The 24,927-nt window shown below is 42.7% G+C and carries 27 protein-coding genes; 9 read left to right on the forward strand and 18 right to left on the reverse strand.

Annotated elements, in window-relative coordinates:
* Nucleotides 1-65: 65 nt before the first annotated feature.
* Nucleotides 66-380, forward strand: a complete 315-nt coding sequence (locus MHH61_RS03405; RefSeq protein ID WP_003217759.1) for a PepSY domain-containing protein — start codon at nucleotides 66-68, stop codon at nucleotides 378-380.
* A 41-nt stretch (nucleotides 381-421) separates the two neighbouring features.
* Here MHH61_RS03405 and MHH61_RS03410 read toward each other — a convergent pair whose 3' ends face one another.
* From MHH61_RS03410 to trmB, 3 genes are all read right to left on the reverse strand, one after another.
* On the reverse strand, nucleotides 422-2,065 hold the full coding sequence (locus MHH61_RS03410) for an NAD-dependent malic enzyme (RefSeq protein WP_044332427.1): 1,644 nt from the start codon (nucleotides 2,063-2,065) through the stop codon (nucleotides 422-424).
* Nucleotides 2,066-2,193: 128 nt separating this feature from the next.
* The gene (locus MHH61_RS03415) at nucleotides 2,194-3,042 is read right to left on the reverse strand and encodes an MBL fold metallo-hydrolase (RefSeq protein WP_125587169.1); all 849 of its coding nucleotides are present in this window, start codon (nucleotides 3,040-3,042) and stop codon (nucleotides 2,194-2,196) included.
* A gap of 116 nt (nucleotides 3,043-3,158) precedes the next feature.
* Nucleotides 3,159-3,800, reverse strand: a complete 642-nt coding sequence (gene trmB / locus MHH61_RS03420; RefSeq protein ID WP_024424866.1) for a tRNA (guanosine(46)-N7)-methyltransferase TrmB — start codon at nucleotides 3,798-3,800, stop codon at nucleotides 3,159-3,161.
* A gap of 188 nt (nucleotides 3,801-3,988) precedes the next feature.
* On the opposite strand from trmB, the gene MHH61_RS03425 reads away from it, so the two are divergent.
* On the forward strand, nucleotides 3,989-4,264 hold the full coding sequence (locus MHH61_RS03425) for a YtzH-like family protein (RefSeq protein ID WP_025092409.1): 276 nt from the start codon (nucleotides 3,989-3,991) through the stop codon (nucleotides 4,262-4,264).
* Here the strand turns inward: MHH61_RS03425 and MHH61_RS03430 are convergent.
* From MHH61_RS03430 to thpR, 4 genes are all read right to left on the reverse strand, one after another.
* Complete coding sequence (locus tag MHH61_RS03430; protein WP_024424868.1) at nucleotides 4,261-5,061, reverse strand: phosphotransferase family protein; 801 nt, start codon at nucleotides 5,059-5,061, stop codon at nucleotides 4,261-4,263. The two genes, MHH61_RS03425 and MHH61_RS03430, sit on opposite strands and share 4 nt — an antisense overlap.
* Nucleotides 5,062-5,344: 283 nt before the next feature.
* A complete protein-coding gene (locus tag MHH61_RS03435; protein WP_024426188.1) occupies nucleotides 5,345-6,274 on the reverse strand; it encodes a YegS/Rv2252/BmrU family lipid kinase in 930 nt (309 codons plus the stop codon).
* Between the two features lie 48 nt (nucleotides 6,275-6,322).
* Nucleotides 6,323-7,258, reverse strand: a complete 936-nt coding sequence (locus tag MHH61_RS03440; protein WP_125587170.1) for a hypothetical protein — start codon at nucleotides 7,256-7,258, stop codon at nucleotides 6,323-6,325.
* Nucleotides 7,259-7,283: 25 nt separating this feature from the next.
* A complete protein-coding gene (gene thpR, locus MHH61_RS03445; RefSeq protein WP_125587171.1) occupies nucleotides 7,284-7,835 on the reverse strand; it encodes an RNA 2',3'-cyclic phosphodiesterase in 552 nt (183 codons plus the stop codon).
* Nucleotides 7,836-7,926: 91 nt separating this feature from the next.
* On the opposite strand from thpR, the gene cysK reads away from it, so the two are divergent.
* Entirely contained in the window at nucleotides 7,927-8,859 is a 933-nt protein-coding gene (cysK, locus tag MHH61_RS03450) for a cysteine synthase A (protein WP_164512179.1), read from the forward strand.
* Between the two features lie 48 nt (nucleotides 8,860-8,907).
* Here the strand turns inward: cysK and MHH61_RS03455 are convergent, their stop codons facing one another.
* A complete protein-coding gene (locus tag MHH61_RS03455; RefSeq protein WP_125587173.1) occupies nucleotides 8,908-9,534 on the reverse strand; it encodes a Type 1 glutamine amidotransferase-like domain-containing protein in 627 nt (208 codons plus the stop codon).
* A 29-nt stretch (nucleotides 9,535-9,563) separates the two neighbouring features.
* Nucleotides 9,564-10,964 carry a dipeptidase PepV gene (pepV, locus tag MHH61_RS03460; RefSeq protein ID WP_125587174.1) on the reverse strand — a complete coding sequence of 467 codons (1,401 nt, stop codon included), beginning with the start codon at nucleotides 10,962-10,964 and terminating at the stop codon, nucleotides 9,564-9,566.
* Nucleotides 10,965-11,058: 94 nt separating this feature from the next.
* Here pepV and MHH61_RS03465 point away from each other — a divergent pair, with 94 nt between their 5' ends.
* On the forward strand, nucleotides 11,059-12,357 hold the full coding sequence (locus MHH61_RS03465; protein WP_024424875.1) for an NCS2 family permease: 1,299 nt from the start codon (nucleotides 11,059-11,061) through the stop codon (nucleotides 12,355-12,357).
* A gap of 370 nt (nucleotides 12,358-12,727) precedes the next feature.
* Entirely contained in the window at nucleotides 12,728-12,949 is a 222-nt protein-coding gene (locus MHH61_RS03470) for a DeoR family transcriptional regulator (RefSeq protein WP_008356419.1), read from the forward strand.
* Nucleotides 12,950-13,079: 130 nt separating this feature from the next.
* Here MHH61_RS03470 and MHH61_RS03475 read toward each other — a convergent pair whose 3' ends face one another.
* Both MHH61_RS03475 and MHH61_RS03480 read right to left on the reverse strand, forming a co-directional pair.
* Complete coding sequence (locus MHH61_RS03475) at nucleotides 13,080-13,796, reverse strand: pseudouridine synthase (protein WP_024424876.1); 717 nt, start codon at nucleotides 13,794-13,796, stop codon at nucleotides 13,080-13,082.
* A 16-nt stretch (nucleotides 13,797-13,812) separates the two neighbouring features.
* Nucleotides 13,813-15,435: a polysaccharide biosynthesis protein gene (locus MHH61_RS03480; RefSeq protein WP_025092401.1), complete on the reverse strand. Its 1,623-nt coding sequence runs from the start codon at nucleotides 15,433-15,435 to the stop codon at nucleotides 13,813-13,815.
* A gap of 175 nt (nucleotides 15,436-15,610) precedes the next feature.
* Here MHH61_RS03480 and MHH61_RS03485 point away from each other — a divergent pair, with 175 nt between their 5' ends.
* From MHH61_RS03485 to MHH61_RS03500, 4 genes are all read left to right on the forward strand, one after another.
* Nucleotides 15,611-16,882 (forward strand): NAD(P)/FAD-dependent oxidoreductase, encoded by a 1,272-nt coding sequence (locus tag MHH61_RS03485; RefSeq protein WP_125587175.1) that lies wholly within the window; start codon nucleotides 15,611-15,613, stop codon nucleotides 16,880-16,882.
* Nucleotides 16,879-17,076, forward strand: coding sequence for a hypothetical protein (locus MHH61_RS03490; protein ID WP_024424878.1), 198 nt, complete (start codon nucleotides 16,879-16,881; stop codon nucleotides 17,074-17,076). The genes MHH61_RS03485 and MHH61_RS03490 overlap by 4 nt, the downstream gene beginning before the upstream one ends.
* A gap of 197 nt (nucleotides 17,077-17,273) precedes the next feature.
* Nucleotides 17,274-18,749, forward strand: a complete 1,476-nt coding sequence (locus tag MHH61_RS03495) for a BCCT family transporter (protein WP_175579188.1) — start codon at nucleotides 17,274-17,276, stop codon at nucleotides 18,747-18,749.
* Nucleotides 18,750-18,879: 130 nt separating this feature from the next.
* Entirely contained in the window at nucleotides 18,880-19,404 is a 525-nt protein-coding gene (locus MHH61_RS03500) for a CbrC family protein (protein WP_024426197.1), read from the forward strand.
* 44 nt (nucleotides 19,405-19,448) lie between these two features.
* Here MHH61_RS03500 and MHH61_RS03505 read toward each other — a convergent pair whose 3' ends face one another.
* The 7 genes from MHH61_RS03505 to MHH61_RS03535 all read right to left on the reverse strand — a co-directional run bounded on the left by MHH61_RS03505 (nucleotide 19,449) and on the right by MHH61_RS03535 (nucleotide 24,730).
* The gene (locus MHH61_RS03505; RefSeq protein ID WP_024424881.1) at nucleotides 19,449-19,631 is read right to left on the reverse strand and encodes a sporulation protein Cse60; all 183 of its coding nucleotides are present in this window, start codon (nucleotides 19,629-19,631) and stop codon (nucleotides 19,449-19,451) included.
* Between the two features lie 100 nt (nucleotides 19,632-19,731).
* Nucleotides 19,732-20,043, reverse strand: a complete 312-nt coding sequence (locus MHH61_RS03510; protein ID WP_024424882.1) for a rhodanese-like domain-containing protein — start codon at nucleotides 20,041-20,043, stop codon at nucleotides 19,732-19,734.
* A gap of 54 nt (nucleotides 20,044-20,097) precedes the next feature.
* Nucleotides 20,098-20,781, reverse strand: a complete 684-nt coding sequence (locus tag MHH61_RS03515) for a YesL family protein (RefSeq protein ID WP_125587176.1) — start codon at nucleotides 20,779-20,781, stop codon at nucleotides 20,098-20,100.
* Nucleotides 20,782-20,805: 24 nt separating this feature from the next.
* A complete protein-coding gene (locus MHH61_RS03520; RefSeq protein WP_125587177.1) occupies nucleotides 20,806-22,095 on the reverse strand; it encodes a Gfo/Idh/MocA family protein in 1,290 nt (429 codons plus the stop codon).
* Nucleotides 22,096-22,112: 17 nt separating this feature from the next.
* Entirely contained in the window at nucleotides 22,113-22,637 is a 525-nt protein-coding gene (locus MHH61_RS03525) for a lipoprotein YteS (RefSeq protein ID WP_125587178.1), read from the reverse strand.
* Nucleotides 22,634-23,746 carry a glycoside hydrolase family 88 protein gene (locus tag MHH61_RS03530; protein ID WP_125587179.1) on the reverse strand — a complete coding sequence of 371 codons (1,113 nt, stop codon included), beginning with the start codon at nucleotides 23,744-23,746 and terminating at the stop codon, nucleotides 22,634-22,636. Before MHH61_RS03530 ends, MHH61_RS03525 begins: the two co-directional genes overlap by 4 nt.
* An 18-nt stretch (nucleotides 23,747-23,764) precedes the next feature.
* Nucleotides 23,765-24,730 carry a sugar ABC transporter permease gene (locus MHH61_RS03535; RefSeq protein WP_024424886.1) on the reverse strand — a complete coding sequence of 322 codons (966 nt, stop codon included), beginning with the start codon at nucleotides 24,728-24,730 and terminating at the stop codon, nucleotides 23,765-23,767.
* Between the last annotated feature and the right edge of the window lie 197 nt (nucleotides 24,731-24,927).

The following is a 24,927-nucleotide window of genomic DNA, read 5'->3' on the forward strand; positions in this document are numbered from 1 at the left end:
ATTCCTTAACATCAATGGACAAGTTTTGTATAATGGAAAAAACAGCAATACGGAGGTGCAGCACGTTGAAGTTAAAACATGTTCTGATTGGTGCGAGTATTGGCGTAGCCGCTGCAATTGTTGCAAAGAAAGTATTTTTCCCTACGTATATCTCATCTGAAAAAGCATTAAAAATTGTGAAATCTGCTTTTAAACAGCGCGGCCCTATTGATGGCTCTTGGATTTATACTGTACCAGAACCGTATACCGTAAATGGTGAAACGATTGATGTGTACAAATCTGGCATCACCCGCTCAGCCTTTGGCGAGCTTGAACAGTATGAAGTGATGATTGATGCCAAAACTGGCATGATCGTGGATGTCATTGATTCTGTTGCTTGATCAAGAAAGCTTCGCAAAGACGTGTCCTTGCGAAGCTTTTTTTATATGGCTTTGATTTTTTTGTACACAGGATGCCACATAGCGTCCTGCACAGCCTGAATAAGATCATCAGGCGTTTCTTCTGCTATTCCTTCATCAATTGCTGCCTGCGCCACACGGACGGCCACTGTCGCTGAAACGGTTCGAAGCTGATCGACACTTGGCAGCATCGCTGCACCCGGCTTCCCAACATTGACCATGCTTGCAATGGCTTCAGCACTCGCAACAAACATACTGTCTGTCATCAACCTTGCTTTTGACACAATTGTGCCTAGACCAAGTCCTGGGAAGACAAGGGCATTATTCGCTTGTCCAATTTCATATGTGACACCGCCATACTCGACAGGATCAAATGGACTTCCCGTTGTCACAAGGGCACGTCCTTCAGTCCACTCGATCAGATCTTGCGGCTTTGCTTCTGAAAGAGGGGTCGGATTCGACATCGGTAAAATCGCTGGGCGCTCCACGTGTGACGCCATTTCTTTTACAATTTCCTCTGTAAAAGCGCCTCCGACAGTCGAGGTGCCAATTAAGATCGTTGGTTTCGCCTGCTTGACGACCTCTAATAGATCAATCGAATGCTTTGGACCATTACGGGCATAATCCTTTACTTCGTCAGAACGTCTTGCATACGGCTTTTGAAATGGCTGAATGTCAGGTGAATCATCTGTGAGTAGCCCCGTTTTATCAATACACCAGAAATGATCGTAGGACTCCTCTTCTTTGACTCCGTCTCTGACGATCGCATCACGGATTTGCTCGGCTATGCCAATACCTGCCGTACCCGCTCCAAAAATGACAATACGGTGATCTTTCAGCGGAACTTTCGAAGCCTTTGCACATGCTAGAACTGCAGCAAGTGAAACGGCGCCAGTCCCTTGAATGTCATCGTTAAATGTACAAATACGGTCCTTATATTTTTCCAATATCGCACGGGCATTCTTTGTCCCAAAGTCTTCCCAGTGAAGGAGGGCATTTGGGAAAGTAGCGCGGGCAAGCTCGACATATTGATCAATGAACTGATCATAGCGCTCTCCTCGAACGCGGGAGTGCTGATTTCCAACATAAAGCGGATCATTCAAGAGACTTTCCTGGTTCGTTCCGGCATCAAGCACTACTGCCAGCACGCGGCTGGGATCAATGCCTGCTGCAGCTGTATAAACAGCAAGTTTTCCAACTGAAATAGCAATCCCGCCAACGCCCCAGTCTCCAATGCCTAAAATGCCTTCTGCATCAGTTGCAACGATTAAGTCGATTGATTCATCGACACCATAAGAGGCAAAAATCTCCTCCATGCCTTCCAGATCATCAATCGATAAATAGAGCCCTCTTGGCTTTCGATACTCATGGCTATAACGCTGAATAGCCGTTCCTACAGTCGGCGTGTAGACAATCGGAAGCATTTCCGCCAAGTGCTCATTAAGTAATTTGTAAAAAAGCACTTCATTTCTATCATGAAGTGATGTTAAATACACATTTTTCCCTAGATCATCCGGCTGTGCCTTGAACTGCTCATATGCACGCTTTGCCTGATCCTCTAAGGTTAAGACCTTAGGCGGAAGAAATCCCTTTAATCCGAGCTCCTCCCGCTCTTCCTTTGTAAATGCAACCCCTTTGTTTAAATAAGGGACTGACATGACTTCCATCCCTCTTAATGGTGTTTCGATCACATCACCATGTACACGATAAAATTGGTTCACCTGCACTCTTCCTTTCACAAGTTCATTTTGTCGTTATTTTGTGTGAAAGGCGAAAAAAACATACAGATGATCTTTTATCTTCCTGTTTCTCTTTTGATTTCGTGTGTGATCTGCCCGTCTTCGTCCCATTTTACAGCACGATAAATGGCATCATGATAAAACAAGTACCACGCATTTTTTTCTTCTGCAAATGCCTGCCACTTTTGCTTGGCTGGAATCGAGGTCATTGGGTAATCATCATATGCCAAAACCCAAAGTGGATTTTTATGAGCATGTGTTGGCATGATATCAGCTAAATGAATCGCTGTTTCACCTTCACTTGTGAGCGTTAAAATGCTATGACCATTGCTGTGGCCGCCTGTATGATGCAGCTCGATGCCTTCTGTCACTTCGATGCTTTCTTCAAATGTGACCACTTGGTCTGCCACAGGCTCCCAGTTTTCTTTCCAATATGTATTTCTTGAGCGAATGTTCGGCGCTCTCATTTCATCCCATTCGATTTTCGATGTGATGATTTTTGCCTGCTGAAAAACAGACACGAGCTTATCGCCTTCACGTTTTGTTAATCCGCTGGCATGATCAAAGTGCAGATGTGTCATTAATACGTAATCAATATCTGATGGGCGCAGGCCAAGCGCTGCTAGAGATTCTTCCAATTTGGTTTCCTCTGTCACGCCGTAATTGCGTTTTTGTTTATCTGTCAGCTTCCCTGATCCGATGCCGGAATCCACTAACAGATGAAGACCCTTCCACCAAATAAGAATTGGATCACATCGTAATTCAATTTGATTGCGGTCATTTACCTGGTATTTTTTTGACCATAATGGCTTTGGCACGACACCGAACATCGCACCGCCGTCCATGTGCGTATCTCCCCCGTTTAACCAAAACAGTTCCATTTCACCTATCTTCATTGTCTCCATTGCTGTCATCCCTCCTTTTTCTATCGTAGCAAATACAGCCAAAAATCGCATGCACCAATCTTTTCATAAAAAAAGCTGGCTGCCATTTTTCTTTGCAGCCAGCTTGATATCACTTGTTATTCTGGGAATTTGACTTCTGAACGATAGATCGGTTGTCCCATAGACGAGAATTTCTCTTCATATTCAGTCATCACGTTTCCTTCTAAGCCGTCCTCATGTAAATCTAGGCTGACATACGTTAAAAGAAGTCCATATGCAGAAAAACTTTTTAAGGAATATTCAAATAACCCGCGGTTATCTGTTTTGAAATGTAACTCACCGCCTGGACGGAGAATATGTTCATATCGCTCTAAAAAGGTTTTAAACGTCAATCTGCGCTTTTCGTGTCTTGCTTTTGGCCACGGATCAGAGAAATTCAAATATACCCGGTCAATCTCATTTTCCGCAAACACATCTGTCAGCGTCTCAGCATTGATATTCAAAAGCTTTACATTTTCAACATCTGTCTCTTTGATTTTATCTACTGCTGTCACAATAACACTTTTAAATAATTCAATGCCAATATAGTTGATATCAGGATGAAGCTTGCCCATTCCAGCAATAAAGCTCCCTTTTCCTGTCCCAACTTCAATATGGATTGGATGATCATTTCCAAACAGCTCATGCCATTTCCCTTTATATTGCTCGGGACTTGCTAAAGCAATATGAGCATTCTCAGCTAAGTAATCATCAGCCCATGGTTTATGTCGCATTCTCAATTTGATACACCTCTATTTTCTTTACATTTTATCAAGATACCATGAAACATAAAGACCTGCAAGACAGCATCTTCTATGTCCATATAAAAAGACCAGCCCTTCGCTTGAGCTGGTCTGCCGCATGTATAAATTGGGCGCTGAATGCACAGTTTAACCTCATAAATGACACGCAGGAAAGGAGCATTTGTATGGGTTTAAACCGTCAACATCAGCTTCAATTAATCAAAGATATTTTAACCGATCACCAGCTTGATTGCTGCGGGACTGTTGCAGAATATGAACAGGTGGGACGCGTGATTCAATTAATGCTGGCAAAAGAAGATCTGGATCCCGACATTCGTCAGCTGTTAACAGATATTTATGATTACAGCCAAAAGGGCACCTCTGTCAGTTCAATTGATGCACATATTGAGGAGCATCAATCACATCTGTCTGAGTGGGTCGAGAACATTCCACTGTCTTAATGGATGTTTAACCGTTTTAAGAGTGCATTTAGCTCCGCTTGCACTTCTTTTTGCGCCTTTTCATTCCCTTTTCGTTTATGCCAAACGACAAACGATACGGTTTCAGCGAGCACGTACCACGCCATGCGCTTTCGCAAATTGTCCGTCAGCGGGGCGCCGTACATAGAGAGCCAGCTTTCCCAGTTCTCTTCCTCAACATAATGGTATAAAAGCGGTCCAAGATCAATCGCTGGGTCTGCAATCATCGCCCCATCCCAATCGATCAAATAGAGCTGGTTTTCATCTGTCAGCAGCCAATTATTATGATTGAGATCGCAATGACAGACGACCTTGTCCTCAAAATGGACAGCCTCCACATGCTTCTCTAAATACTGGATGGCACGCGAAATGTCTTGTGAATCAATTTGCTCGTTTAATATGGACTGTTTCAGATGCATCAGAATGGATTCTGGGTCTAGAGAGTGCTTCTCTAATCGTTTCAGCATATCGAGCAATTCTTTTGATGTATGAATTTTTCTTAGCTGCTCTGCTACAGGACGATCATTCATGTCCTTTGGCTTCAGCTCTCTGCCGCTCAGCCAGTGCTGTGCAGTAATCACATCTCCATTTTCCATCCGTTTTGTCCAGACAAGCTTCGGCACAATGCCTTCAGCTGACAAAACCGCAAGAAACGGTGACGTATTGCGTTTTAAAAATAGCTTTTGGTCATTGTGTGTTGCGAAGTACGCATCTCCCGTAGCGCCTCCAGCCGGAGAGATGTGCCATTCGCTACCTAATATTTGTCCCAACCAGTTCATATCAATTTTCAACCCATCATTTCTTAAAATATTTTAAATCTTGCTTTTTTAGTCGACAAAATTCAGCCGATTGAGGATCAATTGGCTGTTTCTTTTTTTATTTATATGATCATAAAAACAAAAAGGACAGCTATTGAGAATGAGATGCTAAACAATAGCCGTCCTATAGATTTTATCGTTACCTTCTTATACTCGTCAAGCAAAACTAAAAAATCAGGACAAGAACCTTACGAAAAAGAAGGCTTTTTTCACGGTTCTTTGCCTGCGATATACCGCAAGTTATTTAAGCACGTAATTTTAAGGATCGTTCACTTGCCTTTACAAAGACAGGCGTTGCGCCGATCACTTCTCCATCTGCGTGAAATAAGATTTTTTCATCTGCTTCTAAGTACGCTTCCTCATGCTGAAACAGGGTAACCCCCTTCATCCCAAGGTGCTTTCGAAACACCATTGCACTTAGAAACAAGAGGACTTTGAATGGATTCAAATCTGTGACAACCATCGTTTGAAAACCTGGCTGCCTTGCACTCACTTCCGGCGCTGCTTCCAGCCCTCCCCCATAATACGGGTGATTACATACGATCACAAACCACACTTGGCGAAAGACTTTCTTCTCATTTTCAATAAATAGCGCAAGATCAAACGGCTTAAACGACCATAAAGAATGGAGAAATGACAGAGGATAGATGATAAAGCCAAGCCCCAGCCGTTTCAGCCACTTCTTCCCTCTAAAATGCACCGTTTTCCTCAGTACATGTGCGTCAAACCCCACACCGATATGATTGAGAAAGAGAACAGATTGCGGACTTTCGGCATGATCTTGAAAGGAGCCGAGAGAAAATGTTTTGGTGAGCATTCTCTTTTGCTTTCTCACTTCTTTTAGGACATCATGACGATGGATACCGAGACCCTTCGCAGCATCATTCCAATGACCAGCAGGGACAAAACTAAGCTGCACATGATCGACTTCCTTTAAGCCATTCAGTACTTCATGAATGGTGCCGTCACCGCCAATAACAATCAAGCGCTTCAGCCTGTCATCCTGCATGGCACTGATTTGTCTTGCCAAAACTTCGGCATGGCCTTCATGCTGGGTGAGAAATGATCGATAAGAGACCTCCACCTTTTGTAATTCTTTCTCTATGCTCCTCCATGTGCGGAGTCCTTTTCCATGTCCTGCTTCTGGATTAACGATAAAGTACCATTCATTCATATATTAGCTCCACTCAGGTCTCATTTTTCGTGACCTTCCATCATGCCTTTAATCGAGCCATTCCTGTCTTCTTTTGCTGTCTGATTCACCATAAGTAAGCAATGCCTTTGTCGCCTTAAATTGCTGATGCTTTGTCGGCGCCGTATTTTTCCGCTGCTTTTCAAACCACTCTTCTGCCTTCTTCTTATCGATAACCTCCATCCCATATGGAACTTCAGGTAAATCAATATAAGAGGTTCGGCTGATGAGGATTTTTTTCACAGGAAGGTCTACACCACTCTGCTGTAAGATCTTTGACACGACGGTGCCAGAGCGCAAAAGGCTTGCACAAGGATTCAAGACGGACTGAACAGCTTTCCCAGTCGCCCGTTTTTCCCAAAAACGTTCCTTCGTTCCAATATAGACGCTGTCTGGCTCGGCCTCTAAGAAGGATAAACAGATCACTTCGAGCGGCGTGATGAGTATCGGACATAATTCCATCTCAGCTTTTTGAATGAGCAGCACCGGCTTGTACATCACAAAATAAGAATCCGGAAGCTGCCTTGCAAGCATCCGCAGCTTTTCATCATACCGAATATGATGGGAAACGGTTGAAATATGTGAAATCGTCGAACTCGCCCATTTTAATTGCACTTCAAAGAGATGATCCTTAAAAAAGTGAATCAGCTTCGTTTCATCGGTAGGAACGTTTCTGAAAACCCCTTGCTCTATATCTGTCGGCTCGTTAAAAAGACTCAGGTCCCGTTCCTTTTTCATATCGGCTTCTTTTTGCTTTCTCTTTAAGGAGAATTTCTTTCTCTTTTCTTCCTCTTGTTCTGGCGCTTGTTGAGGAATTTGATCAAACGGTTGCTGCGCCTCCTCTTTTGAAGCCTTTTTTAACTCGTCCCATCTTTGTTTTTTCAACCGATTGAATTGATTGATATAGTGATGCGGGTCTTGTTCATATCGTGATATATAATCTTGAATTTTGATAATTTGCGCCATCTGCTGCTCACTCCAACTTCTAGAATCATTTATGTAGTGTAAATTGTTTGATTGCGTGATAACGAGGGGTTTCCTTCGGACGTATTTCAAATAAAGTGATACGAGAAACCTCCATCACATATGGCTCTTTGCGTAAAGGTGCTTGCTTTTTATAAGGGTCATCCGCATTCCATTTGCGCGCAATCGTCATATGCGGATGAAACGGTCTCTTTTCAACAGGGTGTCCTGCTGCCAAGACGGCTTCTTTCACCTTTTCTCTTAAGTGCATGAGCGGCTCACTTTCATGAGGCTTTGCAAAAAAGACTCTTGGGCGTTCCTTCGCACCAAACTGCCCTACCTCATTCAGCTCTAGTGGAAATGCAGACGCTTCATTTGAAAGGATGTCAAGCAGCTGGATGATCTTTTTTAAACGCTCTTCTGGAATGGCGCCTAAAAAGATAAGGGTCACATGATAATCATGTGGTGCTGTCCATTTTTGAAAGAACAGTCCGCTCCTTTGATCAATGTCTTGTTTGATTTGATGCGCAAGTTGTTCAGGGATGTGAATCCCTATAAAATAATGACGGTTTTCTGACACAATATCACCTGTCCTTTTTTAACAAACTTTACGAATCCCCATTGATGATAGTATAACTAAAGAAATGCCGAATGAGAAGAAAGGGTGTCATCTGATGAAAGTTGCACAAAATATAGCTGAGCTGATTGGCGATACACCGCTTGTCAAATTACAGCGGCTCCAGCCAGAAAATGCGGCGGCTGTTTACTTAAAGCTGGAATCATTTAATCCCAGCGGAAGTGTAAAAGACCGCGCGGCTTACAATATGATCATTGAAGCAGAAAAACAAGGGAAACTCACAAAAGGAGCAACCATTATTGAGCCTACGAGCGGGAATACAGGGATTGGTTTAGCCATGAATGCCGCCGCAAGAGGCTACAAAGCCATCCTTGTCATGCCTGATACGATGACAAAGGAAAGAATCAATATTTTGAAGGCATACGGGGCGCAGGTCGTCTTAACCCCAGGAGAAGAAAAAATGCCAGGCTGCATCCGCAAGGCTGAGGAACTGGCTGCTCAAATTCCTCATAGCTTTATTCCCATGCAGTTTGACAATAGAGCGAACCCAGATGCACATAGAGGCACAACAGCAGTCGAAATTATGGAAGCTGTGAAACAACTTGGACAGCCCCTTGGAGCCTTTGTCGCAACAGCTGGAACTGGCGGTACTATTACAGGAACTGGAGAGGAATTAAAAAAGGCATTCCCTCATTTAACCATCCGTGTGGCAGAGCCTAAGGGTTCCCCTGTCTTATCTGGCGGGAAACCTGGGAAGCATAAACTTGTTGGCACAAGCCCAGGATTTATCCCCCATATTTTAAACGAGCACATCTATGATGACATCGTGCAAGTAAGTGACGAAGATGCTTATCACATCACACGGCAGCTCGCTAAGCTTGAAGGAATTTTAGTAGGCCCATCCTCTGGGGCGGCTTGCTATGCAGCCATTGAAACAGCCAAGCAATTGCCGGCTGATCAAATTGTGATCTGTATGACAGCAGATACGGGCGAACGATACTTATCAAGTGATGTTTTTCAAGATTAAAAAAGGAACAGGGCGATGAATCCCTGTTCCTTTTTCTTCATTTCACAGTTAAGATATTTTGACAGATTTCACCTCAGCCTGTTCCCCTCTGATAAGTAAAGCCTGTTCATCAGTAAGCGGACATAGATCGAGCGTCTGCTGATACTTCTCTGTGATTTGCTGCGCAGCCTCGCCTAAATAGGCATTATGCATATGCGGTACTGGATAGCAGCTTATTTCATTGACACCTTGAAATGATGAAAGCTCCGGCGCCTTCTTTTGTTCATCCATCAGGGAGATATATTCAATGCTTGGCGCTATGATGATACTCCCCGCAGATTCTCCGATGTACAGCTTGCCGTTGTTGATTTCTTCTTTCAAGACGTCATCGAGACGATGCTTTCTTAACTCCTGCAATAAATAAAAAGTGTTGCCTCCTGAAACGTAGATCACATCATTTTGTTTGATCATCTGTGCGATCTCTTCAGCGGACTGTTCATCTATCTGCACAGTCTCAATCTGCATCTCTAATTGCTGAAAGGCTTCCTTCGCTGCCTCTACATAGTGCGTGACTTCTTCTACAGCACTTGCCGTTGGAAAGAAAGTCACGCGCTTTCCTTTTAAAGATTCACCCGCAAAGTCAGATAAGAGAGAATAGCTGTCTTTGAATGAAGAGCATAAGAACATTTTTTTCACTGTGAATCCCCTCTTCTCTTTTCCAATTTCTATTTTGCTAATTCATACATGGCTTGTGCATAAAGAGCTGTTGCTCTCAGTAAGTCATCAATTTCAATATATTCATCCTTTTGATGGGCGCAGTCTGGTCTGCCAGGAAATAGAGGTCCGAAGGCAACGCCTGCTTCTAAAGATCTCGCATACGTTCCTCCCCCAATGGCAATAAGGTTTGCAGGATCTCCCGTTTGTTCCTCATATACCCGCTGCAAGGTTTTCACAAGCGGATGATCTTTTGAGACGTGATGCGGAGGACTGTCTTCGAATTTTAGAAGAGCCGCCCCTTTGATGCTTTCAATTCCTTTTTTGACGTCCTTGCCGCTTGCTGTCACTGGATAGCGGACATTTAACCCTAGCTTTGCTTCCTCATTCTGTTTATAGCGGATTGTCCCAACATTCAACGTCAAATCTCCACTAATCTCATCTTTGCAAGCAATTCCCAGCTTTTGTCCTCTTGTATCCTGATCAAATAAAACGTTGATTTGGGAAGTAAAGGCAAGTCCCTGCTCATCTAATTCGTGTCCGCATAAGAAATTCGCCATATGAATGCCCGCATTTGTCCCATGCGCCGGCTCCATGGCATGAACAGATACCCCTTTTAATGTAAAATGCAGTCCATCCGCTGCGCTTTTTACCTCACCAGATAATTGATGATCAGCAAGATAGGCTTCGAAAGCTGTTTTTATTAATTCAGCATCGTGTGCCTGTGCAGCAGTCACAGTAGCAGCTGCCTCATCTGGCACCATATTGAGCCTCATACCCGATGTAAATTGCTTCAGCGTATAGCGCTGATGATTCGCTGTTTGTTGATATGTAAATGACAGGGTGGCATCAATAATCCCTTTTTCCGCATGAATAATCGGAAAATCGGCGTCTGGTGCAAATCCGATTTGCGGCATCGCCTCATGCTTGAAATAATGGTCCACACAGCGCCAATCGCTTTCTTCATCTGTTCCAATGATCATTCGAATTTTTTTCGACAGCTGCAGACCAGTATCTTTTAAGATCTTCAGCGCATAAAATGCCGCCATGGTTGGGCCTTTGTCATCAATAGCCCCGCGTGCAAAGATTTTATTTTCTCTGATGTCAGCTGAAAATGGCGGGGTTGTCCAGCCGTCGCCAGCAGGCACCACGTCCACATGACACAGCACACCTACAATGTCTTCGCCTTCTCCGTATTCAATATGACCTGCATAGCCGTCGACATTCTTGACTGTGAAGCCTTCGTCTTCCCCTTTTTTCAGCATATACTGCAGGGCATCATCGACTTTTTCACCAAATGGCTTTCCTTCTTTGCCGCCTTCTTCATCAAGGACACTTTCAATTTGTAAGAAAGATTGTGTGTCCTGAATTAAGTCGTCTTTTTTTCGTATTACTTCAGCTTCCCAATTCATTTTTCCATTCCTCCTTGAAAAAAGGTTGCAATCCACCCTTAAAACGAATATTATATTAATTGTTTTGTGATAATGTTCGTAAATGGAGGATTTTATGTTTCAGTTAAAAGAAAATCAAACCAACATAAAGAAAGAAATAATCGCTGGTATGACGACATTCTTTACTATGGTCTATATTGTTGCCGTCAACCCGGGAATTCTTTCAAAAGCAGGTATTCCTTTTGACCAAGTCTTTACTGCAACAATCATCGCTGCTGTTGTCGGTACGCTCTGGATGGCACTATTTGCAAATTATCCGATTGCCATTGCACCAGGCATGGGGCTGAATGTCTATTTCACCTTTACCGTTGTCGGCGGTGGCGGCATCAGCTATCAAACAGCGTTTAGTGCGGTATTTGTTGCTGGTATACTCTTTATTATTTTATCGTTAACATCCCTTAGAAAACAACTGATTCAAGCCATTCCAGATAATTTAAAGTACGGTATTACAGCAGGAATCGGGCTTTTCATTGCATTTATCGGCCTTCGTCAGTCTGGGATCATCGCTGCTGATCCAGAAAACCTTGTGAAGCTTGGCAATTTAAGCTCGCCTGTTGTCATTTTAACGCTTGTCGGCTTAATGATTTCGGTTATTTTAATGGTGCTTCAAATAAATGGTGCACTGTTTATCGGCATGTTAGCGACCACATTGATTGCGCTCGCAACCGGCCAGCTTCATTTCCCTAAAACACTGATGGACATCCCTGCACTGCCTGAAGGCATGCTGATTACAAATCCAATCGCTGCCTTTGGTGACGTGTTCTCTCATCATTTGTATGCTGTCGTCTTCTCCTTCTTACTGGTGACGATTTTTGATACAACAGGCACGATGATCGGCGTTGCCGAACAAGCGGGATTAATGAAAAATGGCCAGCTGCCAAAAGTGCGCAGAGCCCTGCTTGCTGACTCTGCTGCAACGACGGTTGGTTCTATGTTTGGTACAAGCCCAACCACTGCTTATATTGAATCATCATCAGGAGTAGCTGCTGGCGGAAGAACTGGGCTGACGTCTTTAACGGTCGCTGCACTGTTTATTGTGGCATTATTTTTTGGCCCGCTCGTTCAAGCTATTTCTTCTTTACCATCGATCACATCACCTGTTTTAATCATTGTTGGCTGCTTGATGATGAACTCGGTGTCACGCATTCGCTGGAACGAACTAGACGAGGCATTCCCTGCTTTCCTTGTTATTCTTTCGATGCCGCTGACTTCTAGTATCTCTACAGGAATTTCACTTGGATTTATTTCATATCCGCTTGTGAAATTGGCAAAAGGGAAATGGAGAGAAGTACATGTGCTTGTTCTCATCTTTGCGGTCTTATTTTTCATTCAGCTCTTTTTCTTAGAAGGATAACAGAAACAAAAAAGGCACATCCTCACATGGAATGTGCCTTTTTGCCTTCACTGAATTTTTTATTTTGTAAATTTTCTGTGTTTATTTTTCGGAATTTGAAAATGTCAGCTTCAATCGCATCCCTTATCATTATTGGGTTGTAACCGGATTCAAATCATGATATATACCATATTTTATTTCATGAAGACAAGTTTAAAAACACGTAAAGTTGACTTTTTGGTGGAACTAGATGCATAATAACGTGTATAATAGAATAAAACATTAAGAAACACGAACATTTACCATTGTTGCTTGTCCTTATTTCGCAGTTTTAGTGTAGTAAGTTGTGGTTAGTCAAGTCCATCCGATCTTATTGATAGGGAGTGGTTTTTTGAAACCTTCAACAAACCGTATGATGACTCGAATCAAATCAGTCTATATGTTCATTCAAGAGAAAGGTCTTGTGACGACACAAGAGCTGGTTGATGAATTCGGGATCACACCTAGAACCATTCAAAGAGACTTAAACGTGCTTGCCTATAACGATCTTGTTCATAGTCCAAGCAGAGGCAAATGGGAAACAACGAGAAAAAAAGTAAAAATATCATCTTAAGCGTATAATGAATTGTCCATATAACAAAAAGAACCGGCGATATGCCGGTTCTTTTCTTTTGCAAATTGTTGACGAAGGGCTAAAATGATTTTTATTTTAGCCCTTTGTCTTCTTTTCTTTTGTTCTTACGTTATTCACGATTCATTAAGCTGTCTAATTCTTCATCCGTCAATTCACGGTACTCTCCGGGTGCTAAATCTTCATCTAAAGAGACTGCCCCCATCGAGAGCCTTTTTAAAAAGATCACTTCATTTCCCACCGCTTGCGCCATCAGCTTCACTTGATGGTACTTCCCTTCAGTAATCGTCAAACGGATGCGTGTATCTTCCTCTTCATTTGCATCTACTTCCACCTTCGCCGGCTTCGTATGATAATCATCTAAGATGACAACGCCCTCTTCAAGACGCTTAATGTCTTGATCTCCTAAAGGATATTTCAAATGAACTTCATACGTTTTTGGCACATGCTTTTTTGGAGAAAGTAATTGATGAGCAAGCTGTCCATCATTTGTGAGGAGAAGGAGACCGACCGTATCCTTATCCAGTCTCCCCACAGGGAATGGCTCCCTTGCGATATCCTCCGGCTCAAGTAAATCGACAACCGTTTCATCCCGCAGATCTTCAGTTGCCGAGATCACCCCGTCTGGCTTGTTCATCATTAAGTAAATGAATTCTTTATATTCTACACGCTCTCCGTGTACGAGTACTTCATCATTTGATGGATCAACATGATCTTTCACCTGCTTTGCCACTTCTCCATTCACTGTGACCGCCCGGGCTTTGACAAGCTTTTTCACATCTTTTCTTGAACCAAAGCCGCTGTTAGCAAGTAATTTATCAAGCCTCATGAATATCTACCTCTTCTTAACTCTTTTTTCTTAAAAATTTCGGCATACGGCTGCCCAGTACACGCTCTAGTAATCCCACCTTATAAGACAAGTACATATACACACCGCCGCCAGTGATCATGGAAATCAAAATGACGATACCCGCTTGTAAAATTCCGTCTTCATAAGAAATTACTTGGTTCACAAGCTGACTTGTCAAATATGCCACGACAGCCATGATCGCCGTTAAAATACCAATGAGAATAAAACGTTTGAAAATTCTGCGGAACGAATAGCCGGCATGGCGTTTAATCATGATAAACATATACAAGATGGACGCACTGTAGCCTAATGCTGTTGCCAATACAGAACCATTTCCTTGCAGCCAGCTGATTAGCGGGATGTTCAGAACCGTTTTAATAATGATCCCTAACAAAAGACTGACGATCGCAAATTTTTGTTTGTTGATCCCTTGCAGAATCGCTGCATTAATGGTGAATAAAGAAAACAATAATGCAACAGGTGCATACCAGAACAAAATGGAAATCCCAATCTCAGGATGAACAGACGGATAGAAAAACCAATAAGCCGGTCCAGCCAATGCCGAGATACCAAATGAAGCAGGCAGCACGAAAAATAAAATGACTTGCATCGTCTGATCAATTTGTCTATTGAGCAGCTTGTAATTACGTGCTGTAAATAATTCCGTAATCGTCGGAATCAATGTTAAGCCAAACGCTGTGGCAAGTGACACAGGAATCATCACGACCTTCGGTAAATATAACGTCACAATGGACAATACCGCTGTACTAATATCCTGATGTCCGGATGCAATCATGGCTCTGTTAATTGTGTTTGTATCGATATAAGAATAAATAGGAATCGCAAGTCCAACAAACACATACGGCGCCGCATAGCTAAACAGCTCTGTAAACATTTGCTTATAAGATAAATCAGAGTGAGCGCCTGTATTCGGCTGCATGGCTAAGAGCCTGTCCTTCCGCTTCAGCCAATATAAATAAAGCGTGAATAAACCGCCAAATGCACCGATCAGAGCCGCAAATGTTGCATATCCGACAGCAATGACAAGCCCGCCGTCAAGCACCTTTAAAATAATAAACGTTGCCGTTAATAGGAAGATGATTCTGACAAGCTGTTCAATCACTTGGGAAACAGCTGTCGGTCCCATCATGGAGTGTCCTTGGAAGAACCCGCGTACAAGACTCATGATCGGTACAACCAAAAGACCTAAGCTGACCATTCGAATCACATATACTACTTGATCGACAGTCAAACCGCCTGTTTCATTTGATCCGCCAAGCTGAATCTTGGCAAAAATCGGTGCGGACAAATATAAAATAGAAAAGGCGATCATCCCGGTGACAAGCATGACCGACATACCCGCCCTGAACATTTTTCTTGTTGTCTCATAATCGCCGATCGCATTATATTTGGAAACAAATTTTGATACCGCTGTTGGAAAACCAAGCGTAGCGATACTTAAAAAGATCGTATACTGATTGTATCCATATTGGAATAGCGCACCACCAGTAGCTCCAACCATTGCGCTAAATGGAATTAAATAAATCATACCAAGAATACGAGAGAGATACGTCCCTATCGTTAAAACCAACGTACCACGAAGCAGTTTATTAGACATGCGCTTAACCACCATTTTTCTAATGAATATTCAACTTAACTATTTTACCACATCAATTCAATACACAGGTAACAAATCCAATACGGAAGTCACAAAACCAATCAATTCATATTTCAGCCTTCCCTAATCTTCGTTATAATAGAAAAATGACTGAAAGTAGAAAGAGGAATGTAACATGAAACATTATGATGTCATTGTCATTGGCGGCGGACCTTCTGGGCTGATGGCCGCGATTGCATCAGCAGAGCACGGTGCGACTGTTCTGTTAATTGACAAAGGAAACAAACTTGGCAGAAAGCTGGCCATTTCTGGCGGCGGACGCTGTAACGTCACCAATCGCCTTCCAGTAGAAGAAATCATCAAACATATTCCCGGAAACGGCCGTTTTCTATATAGTGCATTTTCTGAGTTCAACAACGAGGATATTATTTCGTTTTTTGAAAACCTTGGCATTGAACTAAAAGAAGAAGACCATGGACGTATGTTCCCTGTATCAAACAAAGCACAATCTGTTGTGGATGCCCTTCTAGACAGGCTCCGCGCCCTCAATGTCACCATTCGAACGAACGAAAAAATTAAAACAGTTCTGTATCAAGACGGACAAGCAGCTGGAATTGTTACAAATAATGATGAAAAAATTTCAAGTAAGTCTGTCGTCATTGCTGTCGGCGGAAAAAGTGTGCCACATACCGGCTCTACTGGTGACGGCTATGCATGGGCAGAAGCAGCCGGTCATACCATTACAGAGCTCTTCCCAACAGAGGTACCGGTCACATCCGATGAACGATTTATTAAAGAAAAAGTGCTTCAAGGTCTTTCTTTAAGAAGTGTGGCTGTCAGTGTTTTAAATAAAAAAGGAAAACCCGTCGTCACACATGTCATGGATATGATTTTTACTCACTTTGGTTTATCAGGTCCAGCTGTTCTTAGATGCAGCGGATTTGTTGTGAAGGAATTGAAAAAACAGCCAACAGTCCGCCTGCAAATAGACTTATATCCGAAGCTGAATGACGAGGAGCTGTTCCAGAAGCTTTATCGTGACCTTAAAAATGAACCGAAGAAAGCCATTAAAAATGTCCTCAAGTCTTGGATGCAAGAACGCTATTTATTGTTTCTGTTAGAACGGAACGGGATTGATCCACAAGACACATTCTCTGGTCTAGCCAAGGATAAACTGCGTGCATTTGCCCATGATTGCAAACATTTTATTGTGCATGCAAATGGTACGCTATCCTTGGACAAAGCGTTTGTGACAGGAGGCGGCGTTTCTGTGAAGGAAATTGAACCGAAGAAAATGGCGTCTAAAAAAATGTCCGGTCTTTATTTCTGTGGAGAAATTTTAGACATCCATGGCTACACAGGCGGCTACAATATCACATCAGCACTTGTGACAGGCAGGCTTGCCGGCATGAATGCTGCACTAGAAGCAAAGGAGAGAGATCAATGATCAGACGTGCATTACCGATTGTTCTTGCGGTCGTTATCAGTTTGACAGCCGCTGTTTTCTTGAAGCTGTCCATTACCCCGTTAAAAGTCGCCATTGTTTTGGCGTTTACCATTTTCGCCGTATGTTTAAAAGAATATGTCTACCGTCTTCGCAAACGGATTGAGGAAAAATCGTCTTCCCATATCGATAGTTGATAAATGGAAGCAAAACATGTTACGGTAAAGTAGAGGTCGAGTGAGAAGCTCGCCTCTTTTTGTTTGAAATAAGTTGAGTTAGGGGATATTAAGCGAAGTCCTCTGCTTAAACGTGTAGAACAACAGGAGAGTGAGATGGTGTGAAAAACGTATCAAGTGTATTTTGGATTGTGATTGCGATCACATTTGTTGCCGTGATGTGGGGAGCGTTTTCTCCAGACACATTGCAAAATGTCACAGATCAAATTCAAACATACATTACAAATGACTTTGGCTGGTATTACTTGTTAGTGGTATCACTGCTTGTCGGCTTTTGTCTATTCTTTATCTTTAGCCCAATCGGTAAGATTACGCTAGGAAAACCGGGGGAAGAGCCTGAATTTGGTTTATTTTCTTGGTTTGCTATGCTATTTAGTGCCGGTATGGGAATTGGTCTTGTTTTTTACGGAGCAGCTGAACCGATCAGCCACTATGCTATTCAGTCACCAACAGGGGAGACTGAAACTGCGCAGGCCTTCCGCGATTCCCTTCGCTATACTTTTTTCCACTGGGGGCTTCATGCATGGGCTATTTATGCCATTGTTGCACTTTGCATTGCTTACTTTAAATTTAGAAAAGATGCACCTGGTTTAATCAGTGCAACACTGCAGCCTGTTTTAGGAAATAAAATTCACGGATGGATCGGTAAAACCATCGATTGTATTGCGGTATTTGCAACTGTGGTTGGTGTTGCAACAAGCCTAGGATTAGGTGCGGCACAAATAAATGGTGGATTGAATTATCTTTTTCATATTCCAATTGCCTTTAGTACACAATTGATCATTATTATCATTGTGACGGTGCTTTTCCTTGCATCTGCTTTAAGCGGGATTGGAAAAGGCATTAAATACTTAAGTAATATCAATATGGTATTAGCAGCTGTTCTGATGTTTTTCTTACTTTTGGTAGGTCCAACTGTTTTTATCTTAAATTCATTTACTGACTCGATTGGACAATACTTATCCAATATCGTTCAAATGAGCTTCCGTCTATCTCCCAATGATCCTGAAAAGAGAGAATGGATTAATGGATGGACAATCTTTTATTGGGCATGGTGGATTTCTTGGGCACCATTTGTCGGGATCTTTATCGCTAGAGTGTCACGCGGGCGAACAATTCGCGAATTTTTATTGGGTGTCTTAGTCGCTCCTTCCATCCTAGTCTTCCTATGGTTCTCGATTTTCGGTGTATCTGCAATGGACTTACAGCAAAAGAATATTGTCGATGTTGCAGGTCTTTCAACTGAAACGATGCTCTTCGGTGTACTGAATGAATATCCGCTGGCGATGATTACATCGATACTGGCACTCATTTTAATCGCCGTATTCTTTATTACATCGGCTGATTCAGCTACATTTGTGCTTGGAATGCAGACAACCTACGGATCATTGAACCCTTCTGGCAGTGTCAAAGTCAGCTGGGGCATTATCCAATCGGCTGTTGCTGCTGTGCTTTTATTTTCAGGGGGACTTGAAGCCCTGCAAAATACAGCCAAGCTCGCAGCCTTGCCGTTCTCCGTTGTCATTATATTGATGATTGTCTCGCTGTATAAATCACTAAATGATGAACGAAGAATCATCAAACAAACCAATCAAGTCAATAAACCAAGAAGTCCAAGAGTAAAAAAAGCATAATCGCAAGCGAGAAAAAGCCGTTCCTTATCCGAACGGCTTTTTTCTATATATACAATTTAAGATTGTCGCGAGCTTGAGGATTCCTTTAAAATAATGATGAATCATCACTTTCTACATAATGGAGGTTTATATGACGTTACCTACGTTCAAGTACAACCCAGATCCAGTTTCGTTAAACGTGATCAAAAAAGAGCATACGACATGTCCTGTTTGTGAGAAAGAAAGAGATTATGTGTACCATGGCCCTTTTTATACTGTTGAAGATGTGGAGGGAATTTGTCCTTGGTGCATTAAAGATGGATCAGCGGCGAAAAAATACAATGGAACCTTTCAAGACGATGCGAGCTGTGATGACGTCGATCAAGAGGAATATATCGATGAGCTGATCTTCAGAACGCCAGGCTATCGCGGATGGCAGCAGGAATATTGGTTAAGTCATTGCGGAGATTTTTGCGCAATCGTCCAGTATGTCGGCTGGAAAGAGATTGAACATCTAGAGGAAGAACTCGCCGAGGATATCGAAGACATTTGCAGCGGCGAAGGATTAACGAAAGAGAACCTAAAGCAATGGCTCGTCAACGGAGGAGACTTACAAGGCTATCTTTTTCAATGTGTTCACTGCAACAAGCACCGGTTATATATTGACGCCAGCTAACCAAAGAAATAGGACCCTTCAAGCAGGTCCTTTTTTGATGCCATCTATTTTTTATATAAAATGAGTGCAGAAAAACAGTAGAGCTGTTCTCCTCCCTGCTCACAGATCACCGCTACATTGTACTTGATGTCAATGATTTGGTCGTCATCCATTCCTTTTAAAAAATGATTAATTTCGCTCTGCAAATCTTTCTCATGCTCTTCATCAAATACAGCTACCTTTAGCACCTATGCCACTCTCCCTTCTCTCGCTACTCTATCTTTATGCACATAAAGAGAGGCATATGAACAAAAAAACCTTTCATCGTTAAGATGAAAGGCCTTCTAATTACAGCTTCGGTTTTGTTTCTCCTGTCCAAGCAAGCATCCCGCCAACGACATTTGTTGCTTGGTAGCCTTGATCTTCTAGGTAATAGCAGACATTTTCACTACGTTTACCAGAGCGGCAAATAATATAATATTCCTGCGTTTGATCGAATGCATCCAGCTTCTCAGGGATATCGCCCATTCGAATGTGAATAGCTTCCGGGATCATCCCTTCTGCTACCTCTTCATCCTCACGTACATCGACAAGCTGAATGGCATCTTCCTGCTCCAGCTTTTGTTTTAATTCTTCTATTGAAATTTCTTTCACTGACACGACTCTCATCTCTCCTTTTCATTACGGTGACACCATTATAGCAAATGATTCACTTCACTGCGTATTCACCCGCTTCGATTGAAGGAAAGAGGGCAGCCGCTTTTTCACTTCTGCTGTCTCGTGCTCAATTTCAAACTCTACCTTTTTAAAGACTTGATAGGCCAGCCACATATGACCGTAGGCGAGTATGCTCACACTAAAAAATGGCACGATTCCCGGTAAATAAGCAAACAGAACAAACAGCACAGCCGAGAAAACAAGCATAGAGAGTGTATATTGCAAATATGACACACCAAGCAGAAGAGAGAATTTCAGATAGAGACGTTTTTTCCAATCGTAATGAGCAAGCAGCGGAAAAATATAAAATAAGCTCACAATAAACAGAAAACCGAAAATATATATAGCAAAGCGAAGCACATGTAAAAGCCAGCTCGTCGGATAAATATAAGCAAGGTCGACATAAATAATCGTTCCAATGATGAATAGCACCACTCCAATGATGTTAGAGCGTACAAACTCCTCCCTGAATACCTTCCAAAAAGTGCGGAGTATATTGACTTGCTCATGACCTTGAATCCACTTTCTCATCACGGAAAATAACGCAGTGGTCGCGGGCATCAAGCCAAAAACGCCAAGGCCTAGAATGGTGAACAAAAGCCATAACAAATTCGTATAGGCGAGTCTCATCACCCACTCACACATCCTCAGCATTCTGCTCATTGAACCATCATGATCCATCTCTTTCCCCTCCTCTCTTTCTCTTTACACCGTCTCTTTATGAAACAATTCATCGATTTCAATTGGGCGATTTTCTGTAACAGAGCGCCACATGCCTTCCCCAAGAGCAATCGAATAAGCACCAGCCTCTGCTCCTGCTAAGATGTCATAGTCAATCAAGGGATCTTTTCCTATAAATAAATCAGCCAATAGCAGAGGATCTCCGCCTCCATGTCCACCTGGCTGCTTCACGACTTCAATCGTCTCCTTTGATCCAAACATCGGGTAATAAGAAATTGTTTGTTCTGGGAATTGAAAAGGAATTCTTGATGGCACATGAAACTCATTTGTTTCAATACGCCCCTTCGTCCCATTAATGGCCAGACGGTAGCCTTCATATGGGGCTGAGAATTGAATCGAGTAGCTGAGCAGAGCCCCTTGATCATAAGCGACTGACGCCACATATGTATCCTCAATATCAATTTCCTGATCAAAAATGCACGCATCCGGGCGATAGTTTGAGTACTGCTGCGTTTGCTCCTGACCGGATTCAATATGGTCGTCCTCCACCTTCGAGCGCTCAACCCGCGGATTCCACCTTGCTTCATAGTGACATATATCCTTCACATGACATGTTCCGCAAAATCTATTTTCCTCCCCCTGCAAGGGATTCCAAGGGCTTTCACTGCCGTAATAGTTCAGCGCCCCGTAGGCAAATACTTGCTTCGGCTTTTGATCAATCCACCAGTTGACCAGATCAAAATGATGCGTCGACTTATGAATGGACAGTCCGCCAGAAAATTGACGTGTACGGTTCCACCTTTTGAAATAACTAGCACCATGATACGTATCAATAAGCCAGCTCAGTTCAACAGAAGTGACCCTTCCAATTTTCCCGTCTAGAATCAGTTCTTTTACCTTTCGATGGAAAGGATTGTAGCGATAATTAAAGGTGACCGTGACCTTCCCTTTACTTTCCGCTTCTTTTTCCATCACTTTTTTGGCGTCTTTTGCTGTTGTCACCATCGGCTTTTCGGTGATGACATCTAGATCATGGTCAAGTGCCTGCATGATATATGTGACATGTGTGTCATCCCTGCCTGCCACAATGACGATATCTGGTTTTGTTTCTTTGACCATCTGATCAAATGCATCTTCATGAAAAAACGAAACGCCCCGGAGTGACGGAAAACGCTCCTGACAAAGTATATACCGCTGATGATCTATATCGAGGAGGCCTGTAATCCGATAATGCTCATTGAAATCCTCTGTGAGCGGTTGAATAAACATATTGAACGCACGATGGCTCAACCCGCAAATCACGACCCGTTTCACATTCCCCACCCCATTTTCTATTGGTTTTCACGAAGCTGTTTCATAAGAGACAGTGCCTCTTCCGACTTATCAGCATACACGGGAATGAAGGCGACCATACCTCGGTGTAATTGAAAGGTATAGCCGTTGAGTTTTTTCTTTCCTTTATTAATTTGAACTGCATAATCGACCGTTTTCCCTGTCTTTTTGTCCTCGACCGTATATGGTCCTGCTGCTTGATCGCCTATTTTCATCTCTTCCAGCAGCTGAAAGCTTTCAGGATCATCATACGTTCTAAACATTTCTTCTGGAACAAGCATCACGTCCCCCTCTTTTGAGGTAATTTCAACAAGAAGCTTTTCAGGAATCGCCGGAAAGATGTGGACGCTATAAGTCTCTTGTTCCGGTTGAAAAGCCTTCTCCACTAATTGATCTTTCATTCCCTTTGACATATCAGAAAAAATCAGGACATCGATCCCGTTTGTTTTCCCCTGACAGGCAGATAAACAAATGGCAGCGATGAAACTGATGAGCCATACGACGGCTCTTTTTTGCCTCCTCATGCCTTTTGAAAAACAGACAGCTTTTCTAGCTCAGTTAACGCCATAATAAAAGCGCCTGCCCCGTGCAAGTCATTTGTGCTCCGCTCTCTTCCAACGTAGTAATCATAAAATCCCGCAGATGTTCCGATACAAATATCATTGATGGTAAAATCACCATTTTCTTTCTCAGCCGTCTTATGCTGAATCAAGCCTTGATATGCTCTGACCACATGATCAACATAACGGAGGCTCACATACCCTTCATTCATGGCCTTTGCCATGGCGTACATGAATAAACACGACCCTGAGCTTTCAAGCCAATTGTCACTGTGATTTCCTTTATCAATGATTTGATGCCAGAGACCTGTCTTTTGATCCTGGTACTTTGCCACACTTTCCAGCATGTCTGTCAGCGTTTCCTTCCACACCTTCCGCCTCTCATGATGCTCGGGCAGATCCTCGATCATATCTGCTAATGCAAGGACATACCAGCCAAACGATCTTGCCCAAAACTCTGGGGAACAGCCGGTCTTTTGATCAGCCCATGGCATCGTTTTTCGTTCATCCCACGCGTGATAATACAGACCTGTTTGTTCATCTTTCGTATGCTTTCTCATGAGATGCTCTTGATGGATGACCATCTCCACTAGTGACTCTTCACCTTTAAGCTGAGCATACTTTAAGGCAAAAGGACCGCCCATGTAGAGACCATCGAGCCACATTTGATAAGCATAATTGTCTTTATGCCAAAATCCGCCCTCAGACGTGCGGTTTAGCGTACGATAAAGTCCGCGCAGCTTCTCGGCCGCCAGCACATACCGCTTCTCTCTCGTTCGTTCGTAAAGAGGGAATAAAATGAGTCCTGCTTGAATGGCATCAAGCTCATCCCTGCGAAATAATAAATTTCCGAACTCATCAATGAGTGAGTCCGCATAGTTTTTCACATAATCGAAATACGCCTCGTTCCCTGTTGCCTCATATAGTTTCATGACGCCGCAAAGGAAAACCCCTTGATGATAATGCCATCTTCCAGCTGGCGGCAGCTCAATCGGAGTATACGCTTTCATAAGGGTTTGTGCTAATTTCTCTGCATGCTCAAGCGGTGATCCCTTTTCAATCGATAAAGTCATTCTTCCTCATCTCCTTTTTTAATAAATACCTTCTTCCCCGAATTTCTTCGCTAAACGGTTTGCCAGCATGACCAAAATAAGTCCAACGGCTGCTTTAAATAAACCAACAGCAGTACTATAGCTGAATTGTCCTTGCTTAAGACCTGCTGTATAAACGTACGTATCAAAAATCTCTGCTACTTCCCGGTTCGTTGCGTTCAGTAATAGATAGACATGCTCAAAGCCAAGCTCAAGCGTATCACCGATTTTTAAAATAAGCAGAACCACAATAACACTTTTAATGGCAGGAAGTGTGATGTGCCACATTTGTCTCAGTCTCCCGGCCCCATCCATTTTTGCTGCTTCATATAGCTGCGGATCTACCGCTGTAATCGCCGCAAGGTAAATGATTGTTGACCATCCTGCTTCCCGCCAGATTACCTGTAAAATGTACATCGGTCTAAACCATTCCTGACTAAGAAGGAAGTTAATCTTTTCTCCTCCAAAGAAAGCAATCAATTCATTCATTAACCCGCCATCTACTGTTAACAAAACAAAAGATAAGGACACGACAATCACCCATGACATGAAGTGAGGGATATAAATCATCGTCTGTACAAATTTCTTAAACAATGCCAATCTCACTTCATTTAAAAGAAGGGCTAATAAGATCGGAATTGGAAAGAAAATCACGACATTCATGGCAAATAAAATCAGTGTATTTTTTAATAAGATGAAAAATGTTGGTTCTGTAAACAATCGAATAAAGTGTTTGAATCCAACCCACTCACTGCCAAGAATGCCGAGAAACGGCTGGTAATCTTGAAAGGCAATGATGAGCCCCCACATTGGCACATATTTAAAAACAATAAAATAAATGAGCCCCGGCAAAATCATTAAATACAAAAACTTTTGACTAAGCAATTGATTAAGTAAGCGCTTTCTTTTTTCGCTTTTCAAAGCTGCCGCAGGCACACCCTTGGCAGTGACATCCTCTGTTTTCATTGATAAAGCCTCCCCTCATGCTAATGCATGTGTTAACTGTATCTTAAGGATGAAAAATCCGTCTACAATCATATCAACAGATCATATTTTCATAGGTGATGCTACTCAAAACGTTACATAAAACATAAGAAAATGATCCTAATCTCAGAAAATGATTATTGACAAACCTACCAGATTTTTGGATTAATAAATTAAGG

Origin of the sequence: Bacillus sp. FSL K6-3154 (assembly GCF_040869395.1) — a bacterium.
In the GTDB taxonomy this organism is placed as follows: domain Bacteria; phylum Bacillota; class Bacilli; order Bacillales; family Bacillaceae; genus Bacillus; species Bacillus safensis.

What these genes read in the sequence shown, in the direction of transcription:
- MHH61_RS03410 (WP_044332427.1), bottom strand. Translation starts at nt 2,065, where the DNA reads ATGGAAGTCATGTCAGTCCCTTATTTAAACAAAGGGGTTGCATTTACA.
- MHH61_RS03415 (WP_125587169.1), bottom strand. Translation starts at nt 3,042, where the DNA reads ATGGAGACAATGAAGATAGGTGAAATGGAACTGTTTTGGTTAAACGGG.
- MHH61_RS03425 (WP_025092409.1), top strand. Translation starts at nt 3,989, where the DNA reads ATGGGTTTAAACCGTCAACATCAGCTTCAATTAATCAAAGATATTTTA.
- MHH61_RS03430 (WP_024424868.1), bottom strand. Translation starts at nt 5,061, where the DNA reads ATGAACTGGTTGGGACAAATATTAGGTAGCGAATGGCACATCTCTCCG.
- MHH61_RS03435 (WP_024426188.1), bottom strand. Translation starts at nt 6,274, where the DNA reads ATGAATGAATGGTACTTTATCGTTAATCCAGAAGCAGGACATGGAAAA.
- MHH61_RS03440 (WP_125587170.1), bottom strand. Translation starts at nt 7,258, where the DNA reads ATGGCGCAAATTATCAAAATTCAAGATTATATATCACGATATGAACAA.
- pepV (WP_125587174.1), bottom strand. Translation starts at nt 10,964, where the DNA reads ATGAATTGGGAAGCTGAAGTAATACGAAAAAAAGACGACTTAATTCAG.
- MHH61_RS03465 (WP_024424875.1), top strand. Translation starts at nt 11,059, where the DNA reads ATGTTTCAGTTAAAAGAAAATCAAACCAACATAAAGAAAGAAATAATC.
- MHH61_RS03475 (WP_024424876.1), bottom strand. Translation starts at nt 13,796, where the DNA reads ATGAGGCTTGATAAATTACTTGCTAACAGCGGCTTTGGTTCAAGAAAA.
- MHH61_RS03480 (WP_025092401.1), bottom strand. Translation starts at nt 15,435, where the DNA reads ATGTCTAATAAACTGCTTCGTGGTACGTTGGTTTTAACGATAGGGACG.
- MHH61_RS03485 (WP_125587175.1), top strand. Translation starts at nt 15,611, where the DNA reads ATGAAACATTATGATGTCATTGTCATTGGCGGCGGACCTTCTGGGCTG.
- MHH61_RS03490 (WP_024424878.1), top strand. Translation starts at nt 16,879, where the DNA reads ATGATCAGACGTGCATTACCGATTGTTCTTGCGGTCGTTATCAGTTTG.
- MHH61_RS03495 (WP_175579188.1), top strand. Translation starts at nt 17,274, where the DNA reads ATGTGGGGAGCGTTTTCTCCAGACACATTGCAAAATGTCACAGATCAA.
- MHH61_RS03500 (WP_024426197.1), top strand. Translation starts at nt 18,880, where the DNA reads ATGACGTTACCTACGTTCAAGTACAACCCAGATCCAGTTTCGTTAAAC.
- MHH61_RS03515 (WP_125587176.1), bottom strand. Translation starts at nt 20,781, where the DNA reads ATGGATCATGATGGTTCAATGAGCAGAATGCTGAGGATGTGTGAGTGG.
- MHH61_RS03525 (WP_125587178.1), bottom strand. Translation starts at nt 22,637, where the DNA reads ATGAGGAGGCAAAAAAGAGCCGTCGTATGGCTCATCAGTTTCATCGCT.
- MHH61_RS03530 (WP_125587179.1), bottom strand. Translation starts at nt 23,746, where the DNA reads ATGACTTTATCGATTGAAAAGGGATCACCGCTTGAGCATGCAGAGAAA.
- MHH61_RS03535 (WP_024424886.1), bottom strand. Translation starts at nt 24,730, where the DNA reads ATGAAAACAGAGGATGTCACTGCCAAGGGTGTGCCTGCGGCAGCTTTG.